At 62.0% G+C, this 21463-nt stretch carries 20 protein-coding genes; 10 read left to right on the forward strand and 10 right to left on the reverse strand.

The annotated features are described in order from the left end of the window. Window positions 1-43 precede the first annotated feature (43 nt). Genes EE36_RS06635 through EE36_RS06645 form a run of 3 tightly spaced genes read right to left on the reverse strand, consistent with a single transcriptional unit; the run spans window position 44 to window position 3763 of the window. Entirely contained in the window at window positions 44-1453 is a 1410-nt protein-coding gene (locus tag EE36_RS06635; protein ID WP_005850654.1) for an oligosaccharide flippase family protein, read from the reverse strand. A gap of 27 nt (window positions 1454-1480) precedes the next feature. Next, window positions 1481-2398, reverse strand: coding sequence for a glycosyltransferase family 2 protein (locus EE36_RS06640; protein WP_005850657.1), 918 nt, complete (start codon window positions 2396-2398; stop codon window positions 1481-1483). Window positions 2399-2446: 48 nt separating this feature from the next. Then, window positions 2447-3763: an HlyD family type I secretion periplasmic adaptor subunit gene (locus EE36_RS06645; RefSeq protein ID WP_005850659.1), complete on the reverse strand. Its 1317-nt coding sequence runs from the start codon at window positions 3761-3763 to the stop codon at window positions 2447-2449. A gap of 570 nt (window positions 3764-4333) precedes the next feature. Here EE36_RS06645 and EE36_RS06650 point away from each other — a divergent pair. After that, window positions 4334-7603 (forward strand): Hint domain-containing protein, encoded by a 3270-nt coding sequence (locus tag EE36_RS06650; protein WP_005850661.1) that lies wholly within the window; start codon window positions 4334-4336, stop codon window positions 7601-7603. A 98-nt stretch (window positions 7604-7701) separates the two neighbouring features. Here the strand turns inward: EE36_RS06650 and EE36_RS06655 are convergent, their stop codons facing one another. Beyond that, window positions 7702-8154, reverse strand: coding sequence for a hypothetical protein (locus EE36_RS06655; RefSeq protein ID WP_005850664.1), 453 nt, complete (start codon window positions 8152-8154; stop codon window positions 7702-7704). 172 nt (window positions 8155-8326) lie between these two features. On the opposite strand from EE36_RS06655, the gene EE36_RS06660 reads away from it, so the two are divergent. The 4 genes from EE36_RS06660 to EE36_RS06675 all read left to right on the forward strand — a co-directional run bounded on the left by EE36_RS06660 (window position 8327) and on the right by EE36_RS06675 (window position 12733). Beyond that, on the forward strand, window positions 8327-9274 hold the full coding sequence (locus EE36_RS06660; protein ID WP_037965886.1) for an ABC transporter permease: 948 nt from the start codon (window positions 8327-8329) through the stop codon (window positions 9272-9274). After that, window positions 9271-10086, forward strand: a complete 816-nt coding sequence (locus tag EE36_RS06665; RefSeq protein WP_005850668.1) for an ABC transporter permease — start codon at window positions 9271-9273, stop codon at window positions 10084-10086. Before EE36_RS06660 ends, EE36_RS06665 begins: the two co-directional genes overlap by 4 nt. After that, a complete protein-coding gene (locus EE36_RS06670; protein ID WP_005850670.1) occupies window positions 10083-11669 on the forward strand; it encodes an ABC transporter ATP-binding protein in 1587 nt (528 codons plus the stop codon). Before EE36_RS06665 ends, EE36_RS06670 begins: the two co-directional genes overlap by 4 nt. Window positions 11670-11737: 68 nt before the next feature. Continuing rightward, window positions 11738-12733, forward strand: a complete 996-nt coding sequence (locus EE36_RS06675; protein ID WP_005850673.1) for a P1 family peptidase — start codon at window positions 11738-11740, stop codon at window positions 12731-12733. A gap of 63 nt (window positions 12734-12796) precedes the next feature. On the opposite strand, the gene EE36_RS06680 is transcribed toward EE36_RS06675, so the two are convergent. The 4 genes from EE36_RS06680 to EE36_RS06695 form a co-directional block, all read right to left on the reverse strand. Then, entirely contained in the window at window positions 12797-13279 is a 483-nt protein-coding gene (locus tag EE36_RS06680) for a cytochrome c family protein (protein WP_005850674.1), read from the reverse strand. A 92-nt stretch (window positions 13280-13371) separates the two neighbouring features. Next, the gene (locus tag EE36_RS06685; RefSeq protein WP_005850676.1) at window positions 13372-14076 is read right to left on the reverse strand and encodes a fumarylacetoacetate hydrolase family protein; all 705 of its coding nucleotides are present in this window, start codon (window positions 14074-14076) and stop codon (window positions 13372-13374) included. Between the two features lie 159 nt (window positions 14077-14235). Next, a complete protein-coding gene (locus tag EE36_RS06690) occupies window positions 14236-15747 on the reverse strand; it encodes a heme biosynthesis protein HemY (RefSeq protein WP_005850678.1) in 1512 nt (503 codons plus the stop codon). Window positions 15748-15759: 12 nt separating this feature from the next. Further along, window positions 15760-17022, reverse strand: a complete 1263-nt coding sequence (locus EE36_RS06695; RefSeq protein WP_254655554.1) for a COG4223 family protein — start codon at window positions 17020-17022, stop codon at window positions 15760-15762. Between EE36_RS06695 and EE36_RS17680 the strand changes: the two genes are divergently transcribed. After that, window positions 17006-17371 (forward strand): hypothetical protein, encoded by a 366-nt coding sequence (locus EE36_RS17680; RefSeq protein WP_254655555.1) that lies wholly within the window; start codon window positions 17006-17008, stop codon window positions 17369-17371. The two genes, EE36_RS06695 and EE36_RS17680, sit on opposite strands and share 17 nt — an antisense overlap. Here EE36_RS17680 and EE36_RS06700 read toward each other — a convergent pair. Continuing rightward, window positions 17363-18064 (reverse strand): uroporphyrinogen-III synthase, encoded by a 702-nt coding sequence (locus EE36_RS06700; protein WP_254655556.1) that lies wholly within the window; start codon window positions 18062-18064, stop codon window positions 17363-17365. The two genes, EE36_RS17680 and EE36_RS06700, sit on opposite strands and share 9 nt — an antisense overlap. 80 nt (window positions 18065-18144) lie before the next feature. Between EE36_RS06700 and tsaD the strand changes: the two genes are divergently transcribed. The 4 genes from tsaD to EE36_RS06720 are packed head-to-tail and all read left to right on the forward strand — an operon-like array spanning window position 18145 to window position 20873. Continuing rightward, window positions 18145-19230: a tRNA (adenosine(37)-N6)-threonylcarbamoyltransferase complex transferase subunit TsaD gene (gene tsaD, locus EE36_RS06705; protein WP_005850684.1), complete on the forward strand. Its 1086-nt coding sequence runs from the start codon at window positions 18145-18147 to the stop codon at window positions 19228-19230. Then, window positions 19227-20180 (forward strand): NAD(P)H-dependent glycerol-3-phosphate dehydrogenase, encoded by a 954-nt coding sequence (locus tag EE36_RS06710; RefSeq protein ID WP_005850685.1) that lies wholly within the window; start codon window positions 19227-19229, stop codon window positions 20178-20180. Before tsaD ends, EE36_RS06710 begins: the two co-directional genes overlap by 4 nt. A 1-nt stretch (window position 20181) precedes the next feature. Beyond that, window positions 20182-20454 (forward strand): YciI family protein, encoded by a 273-nt coding sequence (locus EE36_RS06715; protein ID WP_005850688.1) that lies wholly within the window; start codon window positions 20182-20184, stop codon window positions 20452-20454. Beyond that, window positions 20454-20873: an EVE domain-containing protein gene (locus tag EE36_RS06720; RefSeq protein WP_005850690.1), complete on the forward strand. Its 420-nt coding sequence runs from the start codon at window positions 20454-20456 to the stop codon at window positions 20871-20873. Before EE36_RS06715 ends, EE36_RS06720 begins: the two co-directional genes overlap by 1 nt. Before the next feature lie 86 nt (window positions 20874-20959). Here the strand turns inward: EE36_RS06720 and EE36_RS06725 are convergent, their stop codons facing one another. Beyond that, window positions 20960-21301 (reverse strand): DUF2853 family protein, encoded by a 342-nt coding sequence (locus EE36_RS06725; RefSeq protein WP_005850691.1) that lies wholly within the window; start codon window positions 21299-21301, stop codon window positions 20960-20962. Between the last annotated feature and the right edge of the window lie 162 nt (window positions 21302-21463).

Raw genomic sequence — 21463 nt, forward strand, 5'->3', positions numbered from 1 at the left:
GTTGCTTTGGCCGCGGCATGTCTCTTGTGCGGTCAAAGTCTTCTTAACGGTGCTGTATCGCCTTGGGATCCATCCCATCGGGTGCTCCTTTTGTGAAAGTAATTCTGCAGACATCAGGCAGCACCATCGCCAGACCGGCCAGCAACAAACCGAAGCCTGCGGCCCGAACCCCCGTCGGTTGGTCCTTCGTGAAAACCGCCCAAGCCAATACCGCGACCATACAGATCAGCGGCAGGGCCAATGGCCGGAGCGGCACCCGTTGCACGCGGTGCATCCAGAGCAGCGCAATCATCAGCCCCGCGGCTTCGCCGAGTCCTGCGATATGCACCACATGGGGCAGGCTTGCGCCTTGCAGCACACTCCATGCCGCGAGGGGTAGGAACGTGATGCGCAACAGATCCGTCAAAAGCTCGGTCTTGCGATACCCTTCGCCCAGCGCGACAATCGCACACCCGCCTTTGACCACCCGCAACGCCTGAACCGCCGTCAAGAGCGTCAGCAGGGGCAACACAGCGCGGTATTTGTCGCCCAGCACATGGAGCACGAAGGAACCGCCTAGCAGGTTGACTGCCATGACCATTGCCGCAGCCAGCACGATATGGCTTTGGATCGTGGTGATCGCCTGGGCCCGAAATTCCGGACGCGCGGCGCTGGCTGAAAGGCGAGGCAGAAACAGGCTCATCGTGCTGCGCATCAGGACCAGCGACGGCGTCAGTGTCAGCGATACGGCCATGGAAAACAGGGCCAGCGCCTCTAGCCCCAGAAGACGCCCGACGATGGCGCGTTCGCCATTGAACACCAGAAACATCACCGCGCCGCTTGCCATGAGGGGCCAGCCGAACCGCATGCTTTGGACCATAACGGTCCCATCAAACCGCAGCCGGTAAGGGCGTTTCGCAACTGCGTGAGACATGAGCGTGCCCAGCGCCATATGCACCAACACGGCAAAAAGCATGATGCGGAAGTCATCGAACATCCGCGATAGGGGCAGCAGCGCGGCCAACGACCCCAGCGGCGGCAACAGCGCGATCCATATTGCGGCGCGATGTTTGTGGTGACGGGTCTGGCGATAGACGTCCAGATGCATCGCCCCCTGTAACAGCGGCACCACAGAGATCAGCTGAAACGCCCATGTCAGCTGCTCCACCCCAAAGGAACGGGCCAGAAGCGGCGCGAGAAGGAACAGCGCCACCGCCCCGATCATGCCACGTATCAGCGCCACACCATGCAGCGCGCTATGGAAATCCGCGTCATCCCCCTTGGGCGCATTGACGATCTGTTGTTGAAAGCCAAGCGCGGTCAGCATCTCTATCATAGCAAGTGCGAGCACGAGGCTTGTGCCGATCCCGAAATCTTCGAGGCTGATCAGACGCGACACCACCACCGTGCGCAGCAGCAAGATCGCGGCGGCGCAGGCGTTGCCGGACAGCAGAAAGCCAAACGACCGGATCACGGTCCACCCCCTGTCGCGCATCTGATGTCAGGGCAGGTCAATGCGGTTCCACCGGTGCAAAAGCCGTTCGGGGTCATGGCCCCGCAGCAGCGACAACATCCGTCGCGTGCGGTAAAGCCGGATAGACGTCAGCCCGATCAACGCCATCACACGGTTGCGCGCACCCTTGATGCGGGGGCTGGTCGCGACCTCTGCCACAGCGCATAACGGTGACGGAACGAGCAGCAGCGCCTTTATCGCCCACCGAATCCGGCCGCCAAGGCCGGTACAGCGCGCCCAGTCATGGGCAAGCTGCCTGTCCCATTTCAGCCGCAGGCCCGTCGCCGTATGCGGCGGGTGATAGACAAGCAGATCGGCGGCGAAGCCTATGCGATATCCGGCACAGGTGGCGCGCTGGCCCCAGTCGCGGTCCTCGGCATGGTGGAGGCCCTTGAACGGGCCGACCGCGTCGAACACCTTGCGATGCACGATCAGATTGCCCGTCCCCGTGAACCCCTGCTGCGCGATGTAGCGGTCCATCCGATAAGCAAAAATCGCTTGATATGCGGTCGCGGGGTCCAGCCTGCGCCCTTTACGTTCGATACGGACATCACCGCCAAGGATCGTATGGGGATCGCGCGCCATATGCGCGGCAATATGCGCCAGCCAATGCGCGTCGGGCAGGCAATCGGCGTCCAGAAAGGCAAGCACATCGCCCCGTGCCCGCGCCGCGCCAAGGTTGCGTGCGGGGCCGGGGCCGGGGATCGGCTGATGGATCAGGGATACCCATGGGTAATCGTTAACAACTCCTTGCGGTGACCGGGCGGAGCCATTGTCGACGACGATCACCTCGACCGGCTTCTGCGTTCCGGCGTCCAGCGCGGCAAGGCAACGCGCAAGGGCGTTGTGTTGGTTGAGATGGGGGATCACGACAGTGATGCCGGGTGGGGCGGACGGTGTGTTCATCCCCTCTTAAGACGGGAAGATGGTAAAGATTTCGCTAACGTCGAGGTCTCAGGAGCCGCGGAACCCCCGGCGCAACTGGCTGCTGATAGGCTCTGCCAGATAACTCAACACGGTCCTGTCTTTGGTCTTCAAAAACGCCTCGATCGGCATACCGGGGACCAAACGGACGGAGGCTGGCAGACGGTCCAGCTCGGTACGGGGGATATCCAGAATGACCCGATAAAAGCTGCCGCCATTGCGCGGGTCCACCACCACCTGCGGAGAGATGCTGTAAACGCTGCCGGTCAGTTTCGGGGTCGTATGCGGGTCAAAGGCGGTGAGCACGAGGGTGGCGGGCTGATCATAGCGTACCAGATTGATCGAGCGCGGATCGACCTGCACCTCGAATTCGAACTTTGACTGCTGCGGCACGATATCCATCAAGGTCGCACCCGCCCCGACAACCGCGCCAACGGTCGTGGCGCGCAGTTCATGCACCATCCCGTCGACGGGTGCCCGAATGGCAATACGGTCAAGCTGCGCTTGGCGGGTGAGGATCGATAGGGTCAGTTCCTGAACTTCGGCAGTGACCTCGCGCAGTTGCAGCGCGACCTGTTCCTGAAACCGGCGATCGGCTTGCAGGCTTTCCAGCTTGAGCGTCCAGCGTTGGTGGATCAACCGCGCCAGATCCGCCCGCCGCGCGGCAAGGTCACCGCGCAAACCGGCCCGCGTGGACTGTAGTTGCGACAAACGGACCTGCGGGGCCAGCCCCTTTTCAACCAAGCGCGTGAGGCTGCGCAGCTCTGTCGTGAGGATGGCCAGTTGTTGTTCCAGCGCAGAGATTTGACCGTTAAGGCCCGTGGCCTGGGTTTCGACATCGGCAAGATCACTGGCCATGCGGGCGCGCATTCCCGCGCGCATCTGGGCCCGCGCCTCGAATATCGCGGCCTGCCCTGCCTGCGCTTGCGTCATATCCAGCGCGCCGATTTTTGGTGGCAGATCAATGGCATCGAAACGGGGGGCGGGGCTTTCGTCACGCTCTGCCTCCAGACGGGCGCGCAGGCCCGCTGCCTCGGCCAGACGGGCGCGCGCCATGCGCAGGTCAATCTGCAAGATCGTGGCATCAAACCGCGCCAAGACCTGCCCCGCCTTGACGATATCCCCGTTCTGGACCGGCAATTCTGCCAATACGCCGCCATCCACCGTCTGGATCACCTTGGGCTTGCCCGCCACATCGATCTGCCCCGTCGCAATCACCGCCCCCGAAATCTGTGTTGTCGCGGCCCATCCCCCAAGCAGCGCAAACAAGCAGAACATCGCGGCCATCGTGGCACCGGTAATATGCCAAAGGCCGGTCTTGGGCTCGGGGGGGGCATGATGTGACACGGAAAGCTCCTTTGGTTGATGAACCCGGCGGGGATGCTGGGGGTGCATTCACCTTCGACAGAGGCTTGAGGCGCTGCGGCGGCATTCATGCGGCGGAATTGAGGCGCGGAGTCTGCATGGCGGCGCGGTACAGGGTCAGGGGCGCCCTGTGGCCCGATGGGTTTAAACCGAGCAAGAGGTCAGCCCCGAGGGGGGAGAGACAGATAAACTCTATTATTTTCAGTCGACTAGGGCAAAACCTCTGCGGTCAACCTTCAGCAAGCCCGCCCTATGGCCGCTGCAAGTTCACGCCGCTTTTACCGTGCACTTCGGTCACATCTCTAAATACCCGGCATTTTAGACCATTTGATCACATCGCGGCGCATAGGCCCTGCCCCCGCGTTTCCACGCTGTGCGTTTGGCGTTGATCCTTACCAGACTGTGTATTGTTTCGATCAAAAGCATAGAAACATGGCCACATTGTTTTTGTTTCCGGTCAAAGTGACGCCACATTGTCCCCGTACCCACAACAATACACAGGACGCGGGCCACAGGCCTGCCACCGGTTCAAAGATGTTGAGGGCTGTAACAATGGCAACCAGATTTAACGTTTTCTACCTTGGGAATGTCGGTCGTATCGATACGACCGAGGGAAACCAGATCAGCGAAAACGCAAGCTCGCTGGAGGGGGAAACCTTTGGGGGTGCCAACAGCCCGCTTTACAACAACATCAAATCCTTCTCTCCGGGGGCGCGGGGGTATGGAAATACTGCACGCGGCACATACTCTACTGATAACAGCGGGGAAAACGGGTCTGACACCTTCCGCATCAACGATGGCAACAGCCAGAACTTTGACGCCATTGCCTCCTATGCCGCGACGCTGACCTACGCCGACGGTTCCCAGGCGACCGTGACGGCGATTGTCTTCCAATCCACCAACGGCGACCTGTTTCTTGCGCCGGCTGCCAGCTCCTCCGATTACCAATCCGCGCTTGAGGCGGGGCCCATCGACTCCATCACGTTCAACACTGTCTCTTCAAACGAGTCGATGATGTACGCCAGCCGCGTCGATGCCGACTATGTTGCGCCGGATGGCACCGTTGATGGGACGTCGGGTGATGATTCCATGCGTGTGGGATCGACGGACGCGCAAGCGGACGAGGTGGACAACAGCGGCAACGCGATCAAGCTGGGCGCGGGCAACGACAAAATCTCGGCCGGGTCGGGCGATGACACGATTTTGGGCGGCGCGGGAAATGACTATATCGCAGGCAATGACGGCGACGACCGCATCCACGGCGACGCCGACACCACCGAAGAAACGACGTTTTCTTGGGCCAACCAGAATATCGAGGACGGCGTTAGCGTCACGGGTGGTATCACCGGGGTCACCTCGTCCGGCAATATCCAGGTCACGATGTCGGTGGATCAGGGGGAGAACTTCCGCTCTGCCACGATGGAGCGGAACGACCCGCTGTATGACTACAACGAACTAAGCGACAGTTCGTCGATCCATATCCTTGGCGGTGCGGCGGGGTCGGACCCGAATACCGCGAAGATGAGCATCGACTTCTCGTCGCTGGATAGCGGCGTGTCGGACGAGGTGAGCAATGTCACCTTCGGTATTTTCGACATCGATCAGGCCTATGGCTTCGTGGATGAAGTCATCGTGCGGGCCTATGACGCCGACGGCAATCTTATCCCTGTCAATCTGACGGCGGGCAATAGCGATACGCTGGACGTGAACGACGAAACCGGCCGTGCCATCAGCACGGATGCGGGGCGGGGCACGACCAATGCCAAGACGGGTTTCCTGCAGGTCGATATCGCGGGCCCCGTTTCGCGGATCGAGATCGAGTATAACAACCACGACCCCGATGATACTGGCCACGCGATCCGTGTTGGCGACCTCAAGATGTCGACCATCAGCGCGACCGATGCCGGCAATGATACGCTGGACGGTGGGGCTGGCAACGATACGATCTATGGCGACGGTGGGGATGATAGCCTTTCTGGTGGGGCGGATAATGACAGCCTGTCCGGCGGCAGCGGTGACGACCGGATCGAGGGTGGCACGGGCCACGATACGATCGCGGGCGGCACTGGCAATGATGCCATGTCGGGCGGGGATGACGCCGATCTGTTTGTCATGGAAGATGATTTCGGCACCGACAAAATCGCCGGTGGCGAAGGCGGCAAGGATTATGATGTCGTCACCTTCGACGCGCTGAGCAACGGTGTCTCGGTCACCTATACCGGCGCAGAGGCGGGCACCGCGACTGAAGGCCCCAACAGCGTTTCCTTCACCGAGATTGAAAAGCTGGTTCTGACCAATTCATCGGATTATGTGGATGCCAGCATTGGCGGTGTCGCGGTTGATACCGGCGCAGGCGATGACACGATCAAGGTTGGTGATGGCGCCTATGACATCGACGCCGGGACGGGCGACGACCGGATCATCCGCGAGGCGGGCACCACAACGGACGACGCGAACTCCGTCACCGACGCGGGCGATGGCATCGATACCTATGTCGCGGGCAGCGGGCTGGGGGCGGATCATACCGTCGATCTTGCCGCCAGCCGGCTGGACCACGCAGGAAGCGACCGTGGCGATCTGCTGAACTTTGAAAACGTCGCGCTCGAGAACTCTGCCGCGTCGGTCAAGGGCGACAGCAAAGACAACACCATCACCGCGCGCGGGACAAAGGACAACAGCTTGTCCGGCGGCGACGGCAATGATTCAATCGACGGCGGCGGTGGCGACGACAATCTACATGGCGACGCGGGCCGCGATACCCTGATCGGGGGCGACGGCAATGATACGCTGGACGGCGGTCAGGGCGATGACCAGCTGACAGGCGGCGACGGCGATGACGTATTCGTCTACTCCGGCGGTCACGACACGATCACCGATTTCAACGCGGGCAATACCGGCCCGCTGGATGACGACGACACCACCAATAATGATTTCATTGATCTAAGCGGCTATTACGACAAGATCTTCGATCTGCGCGCTGACTATGAAGACAATGGCATTCTGGATCAGTCCAACTTCGAGACCACGGATTACACCTATAATTCCAAGTTCGAGGATGGGTCGCTGAAGTTCATCGGCGTGCAGGCGCAGCACTTTACTTATGACAACACCGGCGTTGTCTGCTTTGGCAAAGGCACCGCCATCCGCACGCCGCGCGGGGATGTCTTGGTCGAAGACCTGCGTGTCGGCGATCTTGTCACCACAATGGACAACGGCCCGCAGAAAATCCGCTGGATCAACACGCGGTCTTACGATGCCGGACAAATGCAAAAGGGATCACATCTGCATCCCGTGCTGATCAAACGTGGTACTTTCGGTGCCGAACGGGATCTCTTGGTCTCGCAGCAACATGGTGTTCTGGTCGGCCAGAGCGGCGATAGCTTTGCCCGCGCCAAACACCTTGCCGACGCGGCCAAAGGCGTGCGCATCGCCAAGGGCAAGAAATCGGTCACCTACGTTCACCTGATGTTCGACGACCATCAGGTGATCTTTGCCGAGAACGTCCCGTCGGAAAGCTTCTACCCCGGCCCGATGGCGCTGGACCAGATGAGCAAACCGCATCGCGCGGCATTCTCCAAGGTACTGCCCGCCTTGGGCACAGGGCGCGTCAACCGCGAAGAAGTCGCCAAGGTCTATGGCCCTACAGCACGCGTGTTCCTGAAGAAGAAACAGGTGTTGAACCAGCACGGCTTGCCTGCGCGCGGCAAGGGTAAGGCCCCCTCGCGCCTGATCCTGCAGGCAAGCGCTGATCTGGCCCGGCAACAGGCGAGCAAGGCAATTCGGACCCGTAACACAGTGACAACGGCAGAGGCCCGCGCCTGACCCTAAAGCGCGGTATCGTCACTGCATCGTAGGCTGTATCGCATGAAAAAGGCGGGCGCATTTCTGCACCCGCCCGCAAAACCCTAAAGGGTTAACTCTTATTTGTCGCCTGGCAGACCAGCAGCGGCCTCACCTACGGTGGCGTCAAGGTTCTGGTTACATACAACCATGAACTGTTCCATCGCGGCTTCGTCCATTGGCTCTGCTGTCATGTTGGATTCAGCAGTGTTACCACCGGTGTCGTCCACAGCTTTCAGGTCACCTTCCAGCGAACCTTCTTCAGGCTCATCGTCGGTCGCTTCGGCTGCTGTTACAGTAGTGGTGGTGGTTGTATCACCTGTGTCACGGCCGGAGTTGCCCATGGAACCGCCGTTGTCACCATCATCGATCTCTGCGATCGCAGCGGAAGCCACCATCATCTGATCGTCTTTCGACAGTTCGTTGAACTCGGCGCATGTCATCGAGGTGTCAGCATGTGCGGCAGCAAATGCTGGTGCGGATACGGTACCCATAAGGGCGGCAATAGCGAGTGTCTTAAATGTGTTGGTCATCGTTAAGCTCCTAAATTCTCGTTTCTGAGTACCCAACCCCGTGCAGCGCGAATTGGTTCCCCTGCCCCAAAACTAATCGCTTCACCAAAAAGAGAGCGACGGGTAACCCGCTCGCCTTAAAAAGGTTTTTCTGCGCTGGACGCTGTTGATTTGCGCGCCTACCTTCGGCCGCATGATCCGGTACACGCTCAAACGTTTGCTTTCGCTCTGTATCAGCCTGGCTGTTGCGTCGCTGGTGATCTTTACCGTTATCGAAGTTGCCCCCGGTGACCCGGCCTCTTTTATGCTGGGGATGAATGCGCAGCCTGAAACGCTTGCTGCTTTGCGCAGTGAACTTGGGCTCGATGCATCGAAACCGGCGCGCTATCTGGCTTGGGTCGGCGGGCTGCTGCAGGGGGATTTCGGCACCTCCTATACCTACCGCACCCCCGTGTCCGAGATGATCGCCGCGCGGCTTTGGGTGTCCCTGCCACTGGCGCTGTACGCGCTTGGGCTGTCCACGCTGATCGCCTTTCCCGCGGGGATCTATGCGGCGGCGCGGCGTGGCAAAGCCGGGGATATGGGGGTCATGGGGGCCACACAACTGGGGGTCGCGGTGCCCAACTTCTGGTTCGCGATGATCCTTGTGCTGATATTCGCCATCAACCTGCGCTGGTTCGCCGCCGGCGGTTTTGTCGGCTGGGATCAAGGCGTGCTGACGGGGCTGCACGCCCTGACCCTGCCCGCCATTGCGCTGGCCCTGCCCCAGGCGGCTATTCTGGCGCGGGTCATGCGGTCTGCGCTGCTGGATGTCTTGGGCGAAGACTATATGCGCAGCGCCCGCGCCAAAGGGCTGACCGAAAGACAAGCACTGTGGCGGCACGGGTTACGCAATGCGCTGATCCCTGTGCTGACGATCATCGGGCTGCAATTTTCGTTCCTGCTGGCGGGGTCGATCATCATCGAACAGGTGTTCTATCTGCCGGGGCTTGGACGGCTGGTGTTTCAATCCATTTCGGCGCGGGATCTGATCGTGGTGGAATCCGTGGTCATGCTGCTGGTCTTCTCGGTCATTGTGGTGAACTTCCTTGTGGATCTGGCCTATGCGGCGGTTGACCCGCGTCTGAGGGCGCGCGCATGAACCGGAACCTGATCCTTGGCGCGCTGCTGACCTCGGTCTTTCTGATGTCCGCGCTTGTATCCTTTGTCTGGACGCCGTTTTCCCATACGGCGATGGATATCCCGAACAAGCTGCAAGGGGTCGGCGGTGCGCATCTGCTGGGCACCGATCACTTTGGCCGCGATATCCTGAGCATGATCATGGTCGGCGCGCGCACCTCTATCGCCGTGGCGCTGGTGGCGGTGGGCATCGGCATGGGCCTTGGCGTGCCGCTTGGTCTGTGGGCGGCAGCCAAACGCGGGTCGCTGGTGGACGAGATCATCATGCGCGGCAACGATCTGGTCTTTGCCTTCCCCTCGCTGGTGATCGCGATCCTGATCACGGCGATCTTCGGGGCCAGCGCGGTGAACGCGATCATCGCCATCGGCATCTTCAACATTCCCGTCTTTGCGCGCATCACCCGTGGTGCCGCGCTTAGCCTGTGGGAGCGAGAGTTCATCCTCGCCGCGCGGGTCGCTGGTAAATCGGCGGCGCGGATCTCGGTCGAACATATTCTGCCCAATGTGACCAATCTGTTGATCGTGCAGGGGACGATCCAGTTCAGCCTCGGCATTCTGGCCGAGGCAGGGCTGTCCTATGTCGGACTGGGCGCGCAGCCGCCGACGCCGTCCTGGGGGCGGATGCTGGCAGATGCGCAGACCATGGTCAGCATCGCCCCGCATATGGCGCTGGTGCCGGGGTTCGCGATCATCCTGACGGTGCTGGGGCTGAACCTGATGGGCGACGGGCTGCGCGATGCGCTGGACCCACGGTTGCGGGTGCGCCGGATATGAGCTTGCTTAGCATCACCAACCTGTCGGTGGCGATCCACCGGTTCAATATCCTGCAAGGCGTGACCCTCTGTGTCGACGCCGGAGAGATCGTGGCCGTCACCGGCGAAAGCGGGTCGGGCAAATCCATGACCGCGCTGGCGGCGATGCAACTGCTGCCCAAGGGGACGCAGGCGCGCGGTCATATCATGCTGGGGGATCAAGACCTGCTGGCCCTGCCTGAATCCGAGCTCTGCGCGATCCGCGGCAATGACATCGGCATGGTGTTTCAGGAACCGATGACGGCGCTGAACCCGGTGCAAACCATCGGCCATCAAGTGGCGGAAACCATCCGTATCCACGACAAAACTGTGTCACGTCACGCCGCGGCCCGCCAAGCCGCCGAGACGCTTGAGCGGGTCGGCCTGCCAAATGACCGCTTTCCCCTGTCCCGCTACCCGCACGAGCTGTCGGGCGGGCAACGCCAACGGGTGGTGATCGCGATGGCGATCGCGCTGCGGCCGCGCTTGCTGATCGCCGATGAACCGACCACCGCGCTGGACGTCACGACCCAGGCGCAGATCCTTGATCTGTTGAAATCGCTGGCGCGGGAGGACGGGATGGGGCTGCTGATGATCACCCATGATCTGGCGGTGGTCGCCGATATGGCCGACCGCATCATCGTCATGCGCAAGGGAGAGATCGTCGAACAGGGGCACACACACACCCTGCTGCACACCATGCGCCACCCCTATACGCGGATGCTGTTTGCCGCCTCGACCCATGCGGTCGCCCTGCCTGCCGCCCCGCCTCCGCAACCGCTGCTAAAGGTGGAAAACGTGAGCCGCGATTACGCCCTGCCGCGCAAGACGCTGTTCGGCAAACCGGGTCGGTTCCGCGCCGTCGACAACGTGTCCTTCACCCTGCAACGAGGCGAACGCCTTGGCCTCGTCGGCGAAAGCGGCTGCGGGAAATCGACCCTGACACGGGCGCTTTTGGGTCTGGAACCAGTTCAATCGGGCAGCATCACGCTGGACGGTGCAGCGGTCTATAGCGGCAGCAAACCCGATCTTGCCGTGCGGCGCAAAATGCAGGTGGTGTTCCAGGATCCCTTCGGCAGCTTCAACCCGCGCCACCGCGTAGACCGGCTGATCACCGAACCGTTCCACCTGCTACCCGACCCGCCCAAGGGCCGCGCCCGCAGCGATGCCATCGCCGATGCGCTGACCGCCGTGGGGCTGTCGCCGGAAGATGCGACCAAATACATCCACGAATTTTCAGGCGGGCAGCGCCAGCGCATTGCCATCGCCCGCGCCCTGATCATCCGCCCCGACCTCATCCTCTTTGACGAGGCGGTGAGCGCGCTCGACGTCTCGGTTCGGGCGCAGATCCTTGATCTGCTGGCAGAGCTTTGCAGCGCCTATGACCTGACCTATCTCTTTATCTCCCATGATCTGTCGGTGGTGCGCACGGTCACGGACCGGGTGCTGGTGATGAAATCGGGGCAGATTGTCGAACAAGGCGCCACCGCCGACGTCTTTGATCGCCCGCAACACCCTTACACGCAAAAGCTCCTCGCCGCCGCGCCCCGTTTGCCGGATCTGTGATGCCCCTGCTTCATTTTGCCAAATAAACTCCCCGCGGAGCGTCCCGCACCAACCAAAGGCCCTGCCCTATGAAACCCGGACCCAGAAACCTGATCACCGATGTGCCCGGCCTTCGGGTGGGAAACGCGCAGGACGATGCGCTGAAATCCGGCACGACGGTGCTGCTGGCGGATGCCCCTTTTACCGCCTCTGTCCATGTGATGGGCGGTGCTCCCGGCACGCGCGAAACGGATCTGCTCGCCCCCGATAAATCGGTCGCCGCGGTGGATGCGCTGGTGCTGTCGGGCGGGTCGGCCTACGGGCTGGATGCCTGTTCGGGCGTGGTGGACGGGCTGCGCGCGGCGGGGCGCGGGTTCCGGCTGGGCGATGCGACGATCCCGCTGGTGCCGGGGGCGATCCTGTTCGACCTGCTGAACGGCGGTGACAAGACCTGGGCAGAGAACCCCTACCGCGCCTTGGGCCGTGCCGCCTATGATGCCGCGGCTGAGGATTTCACGCTTGGCACCATCGGCGCGGGCACCGGCGCGCTGAGCGCGATGGTGAAAGGCGGGCTGGGGTCCGCGTCACTGCAACTGCCCGATGGGACAATAGTCGGCGCATTGGTCGCAGCCAATCCGGTGGGGGCCGTCACCACGCCGGGTGACCGTCACTTCTACGCCGCCCCCTTCGAGGTGGATGCAGAGTTCGGCGGCATGGGCTCGGACCCGGCGACGGGGCTGGGGATGACGATGGAAAGCCGCAAGATGGCGTCGATGTCCCCGCGCGAAAATACGACGATCGCTATTGTCGCGACGAATGCGACCCTCACAAAGGCGCAATGCCAGCGGATGTCCGTTGCGGCCCATGACGGGATCGGGCGGGCTACGGTGCCTGCGCACACCCCCTATGACGGTGATCTGGTCTTTGGCCTGAGCACCGGCGCGCATGAGGTTGCCGAGAGCATTTTGCCGCTGATCGGCCATGCCGCGTCACTGTGTCTGGCGCGGGCAATTGCGCGGGCAGCCTATCACGCGACACCGGCGGCGGGCGATCTGCTGCCCTGCTGGTCTGATCTGAATAGCTAAGCTCATAAAAAAGCCCGCGCTCCCCTTCTGGAAACGCGGGCCAATTAGGCGGGTTAGAGCCGCTTATTCGGTTTTCTCGGCCTCTGCATCGTCGGCCATGGGCGCGTCTGCTGCGGCCTCGGCTTCGGGAGAGAACGTCGCGAGATAGGCCGCAACATCTTCGCCGCCTTTGCGCATTCTGAACGACATTTTCGAACGGGCTTTCTTGTCATCCAGTGTGGTGCGCAGGAAATCGGTGGGGTTCTGCAAGTATTCGGCCATATTGGCTTCGTCCCAGACCAGACCGGCTTCGCCAGCGGCGACCAGATCATCGCCGTAGCGATAGTCTTCGACGGTGCCGGCCTGCTTGCCGATGATACCGTAAAGGTTCGGACCGACCTTGCCGCCCCGCTGGAAGGTTTCGCCAGCGTCGTCCACGATCATGTGGCAGGCTTTGCATTTGCCGAACTGCTTTTCGCCGGCGTCTGCGTCACCCATGCTATGGCTGTCTGCCAGGGCCGGAACCGCGATCACGGTGGCCAGTAGAGCGCTATAGAGATGTTTCATTGCGATTTCCCATATGTATGAATCATTTTGTAACCTAGGGGGCGCCCCCGTGATTTCAACGGGCGCTTTTGTCGCGGGGGCGATGCTGGGGCTCAGGTGCGGGGGCCTATTGTCACCTCAAGCGTCGCGATCCCGTCAACGCCGCCGGTCACGAAATCCCCTTCCACAAGGGCGGCGACACCGGCTGGTGTGCCTGTCATGATGATATCCCCCGGGGCCAGCGCCATAGACTGCGACAAGATCGCCACATGTTCGCGCACTGACCAGATCAGATCGGCCAGATCGGCGTCCTGCCGCACCTCACCGTTCACGGCAAGCCAGATGCGCCCCTGTTCCACAGACGGGACATCGGCGATAGGTTTCAGCGCGGCAATCGGGGCGGAGTTGTCAAAGGCCTTGCCCCAATCCCATGGCCGACCGGCTTTCTTCGCCTCTGCCTGCAGGTCACGGCGGGTCAGGTCGATCCCGACCGAAGCCCCCCAGACGTGATCCATCACGTCAGCTTCCGCGATGTTGCGCCCGCCTTTGCCGATGGCGATCACCAGCTCGATCTCGTGGTGCAGATCCTCTGTCTGGGGCGGATAGGGGATGGTGCAAGGCGTATCCAGCGCCGCATCGGCGGGTTTGGTGAAAAAGAACGGCGCCTCACGCGTCGGATCTTTGCCCATCTCGCGGGCGTGCGCCTCGTAATTGCGACCCACGCAGAAGATGCGGCGCATGGGAAAACGGGCGTCGGTGCCCTGCACAGCCAGACTGGCCTGTGGCGCGGGGGGGAATACAAAATCATCAGCGGGCATGGGGCATATCCTTTGCAATAGTCGTGTCACAGACATACGCCCCTGCGGCAGCCCCGTCATCCGATAAGACACCAAAAGGCAGGTTAGACATAAGCTGCAACGCAAAAGGCCGACACAATACGTGCCGGCCTTTGTTTTCGTTCACCTTTGGGCCCCGCGCTATTTCTCGGGCTGGGTCGCTGGTTTTTCAACCGGATCGACGGCGCCTGCGGGGGTGTCGTCGATCAACTCTGCGTCCTCGATATCGGCGCGGGTGGCGACAGGCGGCTTGGCATCCGCGCCCGAGTTATCCTCTAGTGCGCCGACGATCAGCGGCAGCATCTGCACACCGCCGGGCATGGCGACTTCGGACATGGGCGGGGTTTTCCACGCCAGCGTATCGAAGCTGTGGCAGTTTTCGCAGATCGGCTTCCAGCTCGCGTGGATATGTTGGCAGTTGTCACAAATCCACTGAGGGCCGCGCGATACGGTCAGCGCCCGTGCCAGCCAACCTTTGACGATGGTATCAGAGGCCCCCTCGCCCCGTTCGATGGCCGCCATCAAGGTGACCGAACGCGCGGTCGGGTCGGTTTCGACCAGATCCCCCAAGGACCGGCGCGCTTGCGGGAAGTCTTCGGCGGCGATGTTCAGCTCTGCCAGCAGCATCTTGGTCTCGGGGTGGTCCGGCTGCACGCGGGTCAGCGTGGTAAACCGCTTGAGCCGCTCTTTCGGGGTCTCGTCCGGCTGGATCGCGGCGAAGGCACCGGCCAAATCGGGGTGCGGTTGTACGTCCCACGCTTTTTTCAGCACGCGGGCCGCATATTTCGGTTTGCCCTGATCGATATAACCGTGCGCCGCCATCACGGCTGCGGGGATCAGATCGGGGGACAGGCGGTTCGCCTCGATCGCGGCCTCGCGGGCTTCGATGCTGTTCCCTTCGGCAATGACGTCTTTCGCCTCGGACAGGGCGAGCACGGCATCGCGCCGTTTATGCACATCACGCGGCATCTGGCCGTTCTTGAGCTTGGTGTTCAGCGTTTGGCGCGCACCGGCCCAATCTTCTTTCTCGGCCTGCAGTTTCAGCAGCACATCACCGGTTTCGGCATGTTTCGGTTTGATGGCAAAAGCTTTCTCGGCCAGCTTCAGCGCGGTTTCCGTGTCGCCTTCGGCCAGCTTCTGTTTCATGATCCCGCGCACACCGACAAAACGGGTGCGTTCGTTGGTGACCAGCTTGCGATAAGTCTCTTCCGCCTTGCGACGGTCGCCCGCCATTTCTGCAGCCTGCGCGATCAGCAGATTGGTCAGGTCGGGACGTTCAAGGTATTTATCCGCCTTTGCGGCCTTGGCCATCGCCAGACGCCCTTCGCCGCTGGCCAGCGCCATAAGCCCTTCAGAGAGCGCCTCGTAGCCTTTGCGTTCGCGGTTCCGGTCGAAATAGCGCGACAGCGCGGTTTCGTCGCCGTTCAGGAAATGCCAGACCGCCACCAGCAGCGCAAAGATCTTGAGCATGATCCAGACCGCGACAATCAGCAGGACCACGGCGATGACGGATTGCAGCGGGCCAAAGCTGTATTCGGTGCCCATCACGGTGACCTGCAACCCGCCCGAGCTTTCCAGCAAGAACGATGCGCCCCAGGTGATGGCGGCAATCACCGCAACGAACACAACGATCTTAATCAGTGACCAAAGCATAAATCAGGTTCCTCAGTTCGCCGTCAGGCGTTGTGTCAATGTCTGTACGGCGTCTTGGGCGTCGTGGCGCGCTTGCGCATCAGACAGCCATTCGGACAGGGGCTCTTGGGCTTCGGGCGGCAGGGCTTTCACCTCTGCCAGCGCATCGGCCAGACGCCCGTCGCGCATTGCGGCTTCGGCGCGCGACAGGATCGCGTCGGGGTCATCCCCATCACGCGGTGCAACCGACCGCGCCCCCAACTGCTGCTTGAAGAAGCCGCCGATGCCGCCCCCGTCCACATCAGGCGAGGCCGCACGTGCCGCTGCAAGCGATGCCCGTGCCGCATCGGGGAAACGGTCCTGAAGATTGGCGGCGGTGACAACGCCCGTGGCCGCCGTATCGGCAAGGGCCGGCGGGACATCCTGAATACCATTGGCTTGCAGATCGGCGATCTCTGCCTCGAAGGGCTGGCCGGTTGTGACGGCAGATACGATCCGGCCCAAGGCGGATTGCAACGTCGCGGCCTGTGCGGCTTGCGCCGTCGCTTCCTCTACGCTGAGCGCATTATCGAGCAGACGTTGAATTTCATCGCGCTGCGTCTCGACCGAGGATTGCAGCGCCGCCAGTTCCTCTTCAAAGGCTGACGTATCGACGGGGGCCGGAGCCTCTGCCGCGGGGCGGTTGCCCAGATCATCCACACGGGTGGCCAGTTCGGCCACCAGCGCCTGAACCTCTTGCAGGGCGGCGTCGTCGGTGGGCGCGGGGGCCGGGTCTGTCTCTTCCAGCGCCTTGATCCGTGCTTCTTGCGCGGCGATCGTGTCGGTCAGGCTAGATTGCGAGGTGTCCGCAGGGCGCAGGCCCGCCTGTTCCAGCAAATCATATTCCGCCACGGCAAAGCCGATCCCGCCCGCAATGATCCCGCCGAACAGCATCGGCCAAAAGACACTACCGCGCTTTTCAGGCTCTGCCACAGGCGTGACGGGGGGCGGCGTCTTGGTCGGCGTGGCCGGTTTCGCCGTTGTGGTCGATGCGGTTGACGTTGTGGGCTTGGGCGCGGGTGTTGCCGATTTATCAGAGGCCGTGTCCGGCTTTACATCTTTCGCGTCTGGCTTTGCATCGGATTTCGCGTCGTTCGGCTTCGTCTCGGGTTTGGCAGACGTCGAGGCGGTCGCGGTGGCCGCGGGCGTAACAGCCTTGGCCGCTGTATCACTGCCCCCCGTTTTCACGGCGGGTGTCGTTGCCTCTTTGGCGTCGCTTGCTTTCGCAGCACCCGATGCTGTGTCGGTGGTTTTCACGCTTTCCGGTTTGGCACTCGCTTTGTCATCGCTTGCTTTACCCGTCGCGGTTTTATCGGCGCTCGCCGCGCTTGCAGCAGATGTCTTGGCCGCAGGCTTGGGCTTGGCCGTTGATGGCTTCGCCGTTGTCCCAGCCGGTTTTGCCGCGGTGGACGATCCGGTTTTTTTGGCTGTGGTCTTCGGCTTGGCGGCGGCAGCAGACGCCTTTGATGTCGAAGATGTCTTCGGGGTGTCGTCACCTGAACTGGGTGTTTTCGCTTTCGCCACGCTTAAAAACCTTTCCGATTCTGACCTGATATCAGACGTATTGCACAACCTTAGACGGCATCTAGGTCGACCTTCAAGCTAACCTGTTCCAATCCACCGCAGTTTCAAGCGTAAAACGCAGTGACGTGGCGGTTGGTTCAGGGGCGATGAGCATCTGCTGAACCACTGTGCGGTCCAGCGCCTCGGCCACGGCGGGGCTCAGCGCGATGATGGTAGCCCGCCGCGTTTCACATGCCTGATCGGCGAATTGCGCGGCGGTGCGCGGGGAAAACAGCGGCACGATCGACGGGCCATCTGCCAGCGCGGCTTGGGCGTCACGCGTCAGGGGCAGCGCCCGCTGGTCATAAAGCACCACAGGGCGTGTCGGCAGACCGGCCTGCGTTAACCGTTCGGCAATATCCCCGCGTTGATGCGTGCCGCGCAGATGCAGCAGGGGCGTTGCGGGGCGATGTGCCTTGATCATCGGGAGCAAATGCGCAGCATCGGGCGCGTGAAACGCGACCTGCCAGCCCTTGGCCGCAGCCGCCTGCGCCGTCGCCTCGCCCACACAATAGGCCGGCAGGGTGTCTCCCGCCGGGCCATGCGCCACGCCATTGGCCGAGGTAAAGATCACCCCGCCGATGCCGCCCAGATCAACAGGTACGGCGGTCGGTCGAATTTGCAGCAACGGGCTGATCACTACCCGCACCCGCGACAGCAGCGCATCCGGCAGGCTGGCCGCAAACGCCACGCAGGCGGGCGCAGGGCGGGTCAGGATCAACGCTGGTTTTGTCATCTGACGCTTGGGCCCCAAGGATTGTTCCACCTGCCCCAAGGTGTTACTTGGCCCCTGTCACCCTTGCAACGGAAACAGCCATGTTACTTCTTGGATTGGAAAGCAGCTGCGATGATACCGCCGCCGCACTGGTGCGTCAGCTGCCGGGGCAACGCGCCCTCGTGCTGTCCTCTGTCGTTGTGGGGCAGACCGAGCTTCATGCCTCTTTCGGCGGTGTCGTCCCTGAAATCGCGGCCCGCGCCCACGCGGAAAAGCTGGACCTTTGCGTCGAAAAGGCGCTGGCCGAGGCCGCGCTGACCTTGGCGGATGTTGACGGTTTCGCCGTGACCGCGGGACCGGGGCTTATCGGCGGCGTGCTGTCGGGCGTGATGTGCGCCAAGGGGCTGTCGGCCGCGACGGGCAAGCCGCTATATGGCGTGAACCATCTGGCGGGCCATGCGCTGACGCCACGGCTGACCGATGATGTGCCCTATCCCTACCTGATGTTGCTGGTGTCCGGCGGGCATTGCCAGTTCCTGCTGGTGCATGGGCCGGACCGGTTTGAACGCTTGGGCGGCACCATCGACGACGCGCCGGGCGAGGCTTTTGACAAGGTGGCGCGCCTGATCTCACTGCCGCAACCGGGGGGCCCCGCGATTGAACAGGCGGCCAAGGCGGGCGACCCCAAACGCTTTGCCCTGCCGCGCCCGCTGCTGGATCGGCCCGATTGCGACATGTCTTTTTCGGGGTTGAAGACGGCGGTGCTGCGCACGCGGGACAAGGTGATCGACGAAAAAGGCGGGTTGAGCGTTCAGGATCAGGCCGATCTGGCTGCGGGTTTCCAAGCTGCCGTTACCGATGTACTGGCCGAAAAGACCCGCCGCGCCTTGCGGAAATATCTGGACCATGCGCCTGATGTGCGCACCCTTTGTGTGGCAGGTGGTGTGGCCGCGAACAAGGCAATAGGCCACGGGTTAGAGACTGTTGCAGCCGAAGTAGACTGCGCCTTTATCGCGCCGCCGCTGTCGCTGTGCACCGATAATGCCGCGATGATCGCCTTTGCCGCGATCGAGCAAAGCCAGCTGCGCGCGCCCGATGATCTGACCCTATCGGCCCGCCCGCGTTGGCCTCTGGACACACGCCAGCCCGCCATGTTGGGCAGCGGCAAAAAAGGAGCGAAAGCATGAGCATTGCCGTTCTGGGGGCCGGTGCCTTTGGCACTGCGTTGGCGATCTCTTTGGCGGGTAAGGGCGCGGTGACGCTATGGGCGCGGCATGCGCAGGGCATGGGGCAAAGCCGTGAAAACACCGCCCGCCTGCCCGGTTGCCCGCTGCCCGAAGGCCTGTTCGTGACCGAGGATCTGGCAGAGGCCGCCAAGGCGCAGACCTTGCTCGCCGCTGTCCCGATGCAAAAGCTGCGCGGGTTTCTGCGCGATCACGCTGCCGCATTGGACGGCAAGACCATCGTCGCCTGTTGCAAGGGGATCGAGCTGAACACCGGCCTTGGCCCTGTCGCCGTGATCCGCGAGGTGCTGCCCCATGCGACCGCAGCGATCCTAACGGGGCCAAGCTTTGCCGCGGATATTGCGCGGGGGCTTCCCACGGCGCTGACCCTTGCTTGCGCCGATAAAACCACCTGCGCGACCCTACAACAGAGCCTAACAACGGCAAACCTGCGTCTTTACCGCACCTCTGATACCGTGGGTGCGGAACTGGGGGGCGCGCTAAAGAACGTCGTGGCGATCGCCTGCGGTGCCGCAATCGGGGCCGGTCTAGGCGAAAGCGCCCGCGCTGCCGTGATGACCCGTGGCTTCGCCGAAATGCAGCGGCTCGCCGCGCATCACCACGCGGATCCGGTGACCTTGGCGGGCCTGTCCGGTTTTGGCGATCTGACGCTGACCTGCACCTCGACCCAATCGCGGAACTACCGGCTGGGACTGGCCCTCGGCCGGGGGGAGCCCTTTGACAGCGCCACCACCGTCGAAGGTGCCGCCACCGCGCGGGCGGTCGATGCGCTGGCCCATGACAACGGGCTGGATCTGCCGATCACCGCCGCCGTTGCAGGTCTGGTCGAGAACCGCTTAGATGTAGCAAGCGCGATGAAAGCGCTTTTGACCCGCCCTTTAAAGGAAGAATAACATGCTGGTTGCCCTTATTGCCAAAGACAAAGCTGGCGCGCTTTCCGTGCGTCAGGAAAACCGCCCCGCCCATGTGGAGTATCTGAAATCCACGGGCGTCGTTGCCCAGGCCGGTCCGCTGCTGGATGATGCCGGCGATATGATCGGGTCTTTGGTCATTCTGGATGTCGCCGACAAAGCCGCGGCACAGGATTGGGCCGACAATGACCCCTATGCCAAGGCCGGGTTGTTCGCCGATGTGCAACTGATCCCGTGGAACCGGGTGATCGGGTAATGGCCTACTGGCTGTTCAAATCCGAACCCTCGACCTGGGGCTGGCCGGATCAGGTCGCCAAGGGGGACGCGGGCGAGGAATGGGACGGCGTGCGCAACTATCAGGCGCGCAACTTCATGCGCGAGATGGCGGTTGGCGATCTGGGGTTCTTCTACCATTCGCAAGGCGAGCGCGCGATTGTCGGCATTGTCGAGGTCTGCGCCGCCGCGCATCCCGATAGCTCGACCGAGGACGCACGCTGGGAATGTGTCGATATCAAAGCCGTGCGCCCGTTTGAAAAACCGGTGACGCTGGACGATATCAAGGCCGATGGCCGCTTCGATGATATGCCGCTGGTCAAAAGCCCGCGTCTGTCTGTCCAGCCTGTCACATCAGAGCAATGGAGCGCGATCTGCGCCCTTGGAAACACCAAACCCTAGAGCCTACTATACGCTTTAGATACACGCTTTGGACATAAAAACGCCCGCTGAACCAAGCGGGCGTTTTCAGTTCGACAGCGTCAGATTTACGCGTAAACGGATTCTTTGCCGAAGTGTTTGGTCAGCATATAGTAGACCACCGCGCGGTATTTGTTCCGCTCGGATTTGCCGTAGGTCTCTACGGCTTTGTGGATACCGTCCATCAGCTCGGGGCTATCCGAGAGACCAAGCTTTTTGATGAGGAAGTTGTTCTTGACCAGCTCAAGCTCGCTTTCCTGCGACGCGGCGATGGTCTGCGCGTCAGCGTTATAGATCGACGGACCGCAACCGATGGTCACTTTCGTCAGCAGGTCCATATCTGGCGTCATGCCGCATTTTGTTTGCAGATCGTCGGCATATTTCGCGATCCATTCATCTCTTTTGCCCATTCGTGGTCTCCAACCGTTGATTTGACCGATGTTTCCGGCCTTGTTTCAGACCCTAAAGCGGTTTTGACGCGCGCAAAAGAATTTTTTCCCGCCTGCGTTTGTCTGTGCGGTTTTCGGCATGTCTTGATTGCGGCTCGCCCCGCGTCAAACGCTTGTACCGAA

It is taken from the genome of Sulfitobacter sp. EE-36 (genome assembly GCF_000152605.1).
In the GTDB taxonomy this organism is placed as follows: domain Bacteria; phylum Pseudomonadota; class Alphaproteobacteria; order Rhodobacterales; family Rhodobacteraceae; genus Sulfitobacter; species Sulfitobacter pontiacus.

What these genes read in the sequence shown, in the direction of transcription:
- EE36_RS06690 (WP_005850678.1), bottom strand. Translation starts at nt 15,747, where the DNA reads ATGCTTTGGTCACTGATTAAGATCGTTGTGTTCGTTGCGGTGATTGCC.
- EE36_RS06675 (WP_005850673.1), top strand. Translation starts at nt 11,738, where the DNA reads ATGAAACCCGGACCCAGAAACCTGATCACCGATGTGCCCGGCCTTCGG.
- EE36_RS06640 (WP_005850657.1), bottom strand. Translation starts at nt 2,398, where the DNA reads ATGAACACACCGTCCGCCCCACCCGGCATCACTGTCGTGATCCCCCAT.
- tsaD (WP_005850684.1), top strand. Translation starts at nt 18,145, where the DNA reads ATGTTACTTCTTGGATTGGAAAGCAGCTGCGATGATACCGCCGCCGCA.
- EE36_RS06700 (WP_254655556.1), bottom strand. Translation starts at nt 18,064, where the DNA reads ATGACAAAACCAGCGTTGATCCTGACCCGCCCTGCGCCCGCCTGCGTG.
- EE36_RS06685 (WP_005850676.1), bottom strand. Translation starts at nt 14,076, where the DNA reads ATGCCCGCTGATGATTTTGTATTCCCCCCCGCGCCACAGGCCAGTCTG.
- EE36_RS06720 (WP_005850690.1), top strand. Translation starts at nt 20,454, where the DNA reads ATGGCCTACTGGCTGTTCAAATCCGAACCCTCGACCTGGGGCTGGCCG.
- EE36_RS06680 (WP_005850674.1), bottom strand. Translation starts at nt 13,279, where the DNA reads ATGAAACATCTCTATAGCGCTCTACTGGCCACCGTGATCGCGGTTCCG.
- EE36_RS06660 (WP_037965886.1), top strand. Translation starts at nt 8,327, where the DNA reads ATGATCCGGTACACGCTCAAACGTTTGCTTTCGCTCTGTATCAGCCTG.
- EE36_RS06725 (WP_005850691.1), bottom strand. Translation starts at nt 21,301, where the DNA reads ATGGGCAAAAGAGATGAATGGATCGCGAAATATGCCGACGATCTGCAA.
- EE36_RS06715 (WP_005850688.1), top strand. Translation starts at nt 20,182, where the DNA reads ATGCTGGTTGCCCTTATTGCCAAAGACAAAGCTGGCGCGCTTTCCGTG.
- EE36_RS06650 (WP_005850661.1), top strand. Translation starts at nt 4,334, where the DNA reads ATGGCAACCAGATTTAACGTTTTCTACCTTGGGAATGTCGGTCGTATC.
- EE36_RS06655 (WP_005850664.1), bottom strand. Translation starts at nt 8,154, where the DNA reads ATGACCAACACATTTAAGACACTCGCTATTGCCGCCCTTATGGGTACC.
- EE36_RS06670 (WP_005850670.1), top strand. Translation starts at nt 10,083, where the DNA reads ATGAGCTTGCTTAGCATCACCAACCTGTCGGTGGCGATCCACCGGTTC.
- EE36_RS06710 (WP_005850685.1), top strand. Translation starts at nt 19,227, where the DNA reads ATGAGCATTGCCGTTCTGGGGGCCGGTGCCTTTGGCACTGCGTTGGCG.
- EE36_RS06665 (WP_005850668.1), top strand. Translation starts at nt 9,271, where the DNA reads ATGAACCGGAACCTGATCCTTGGCGCGCTGCTGACCTCGGTCTTTCTG.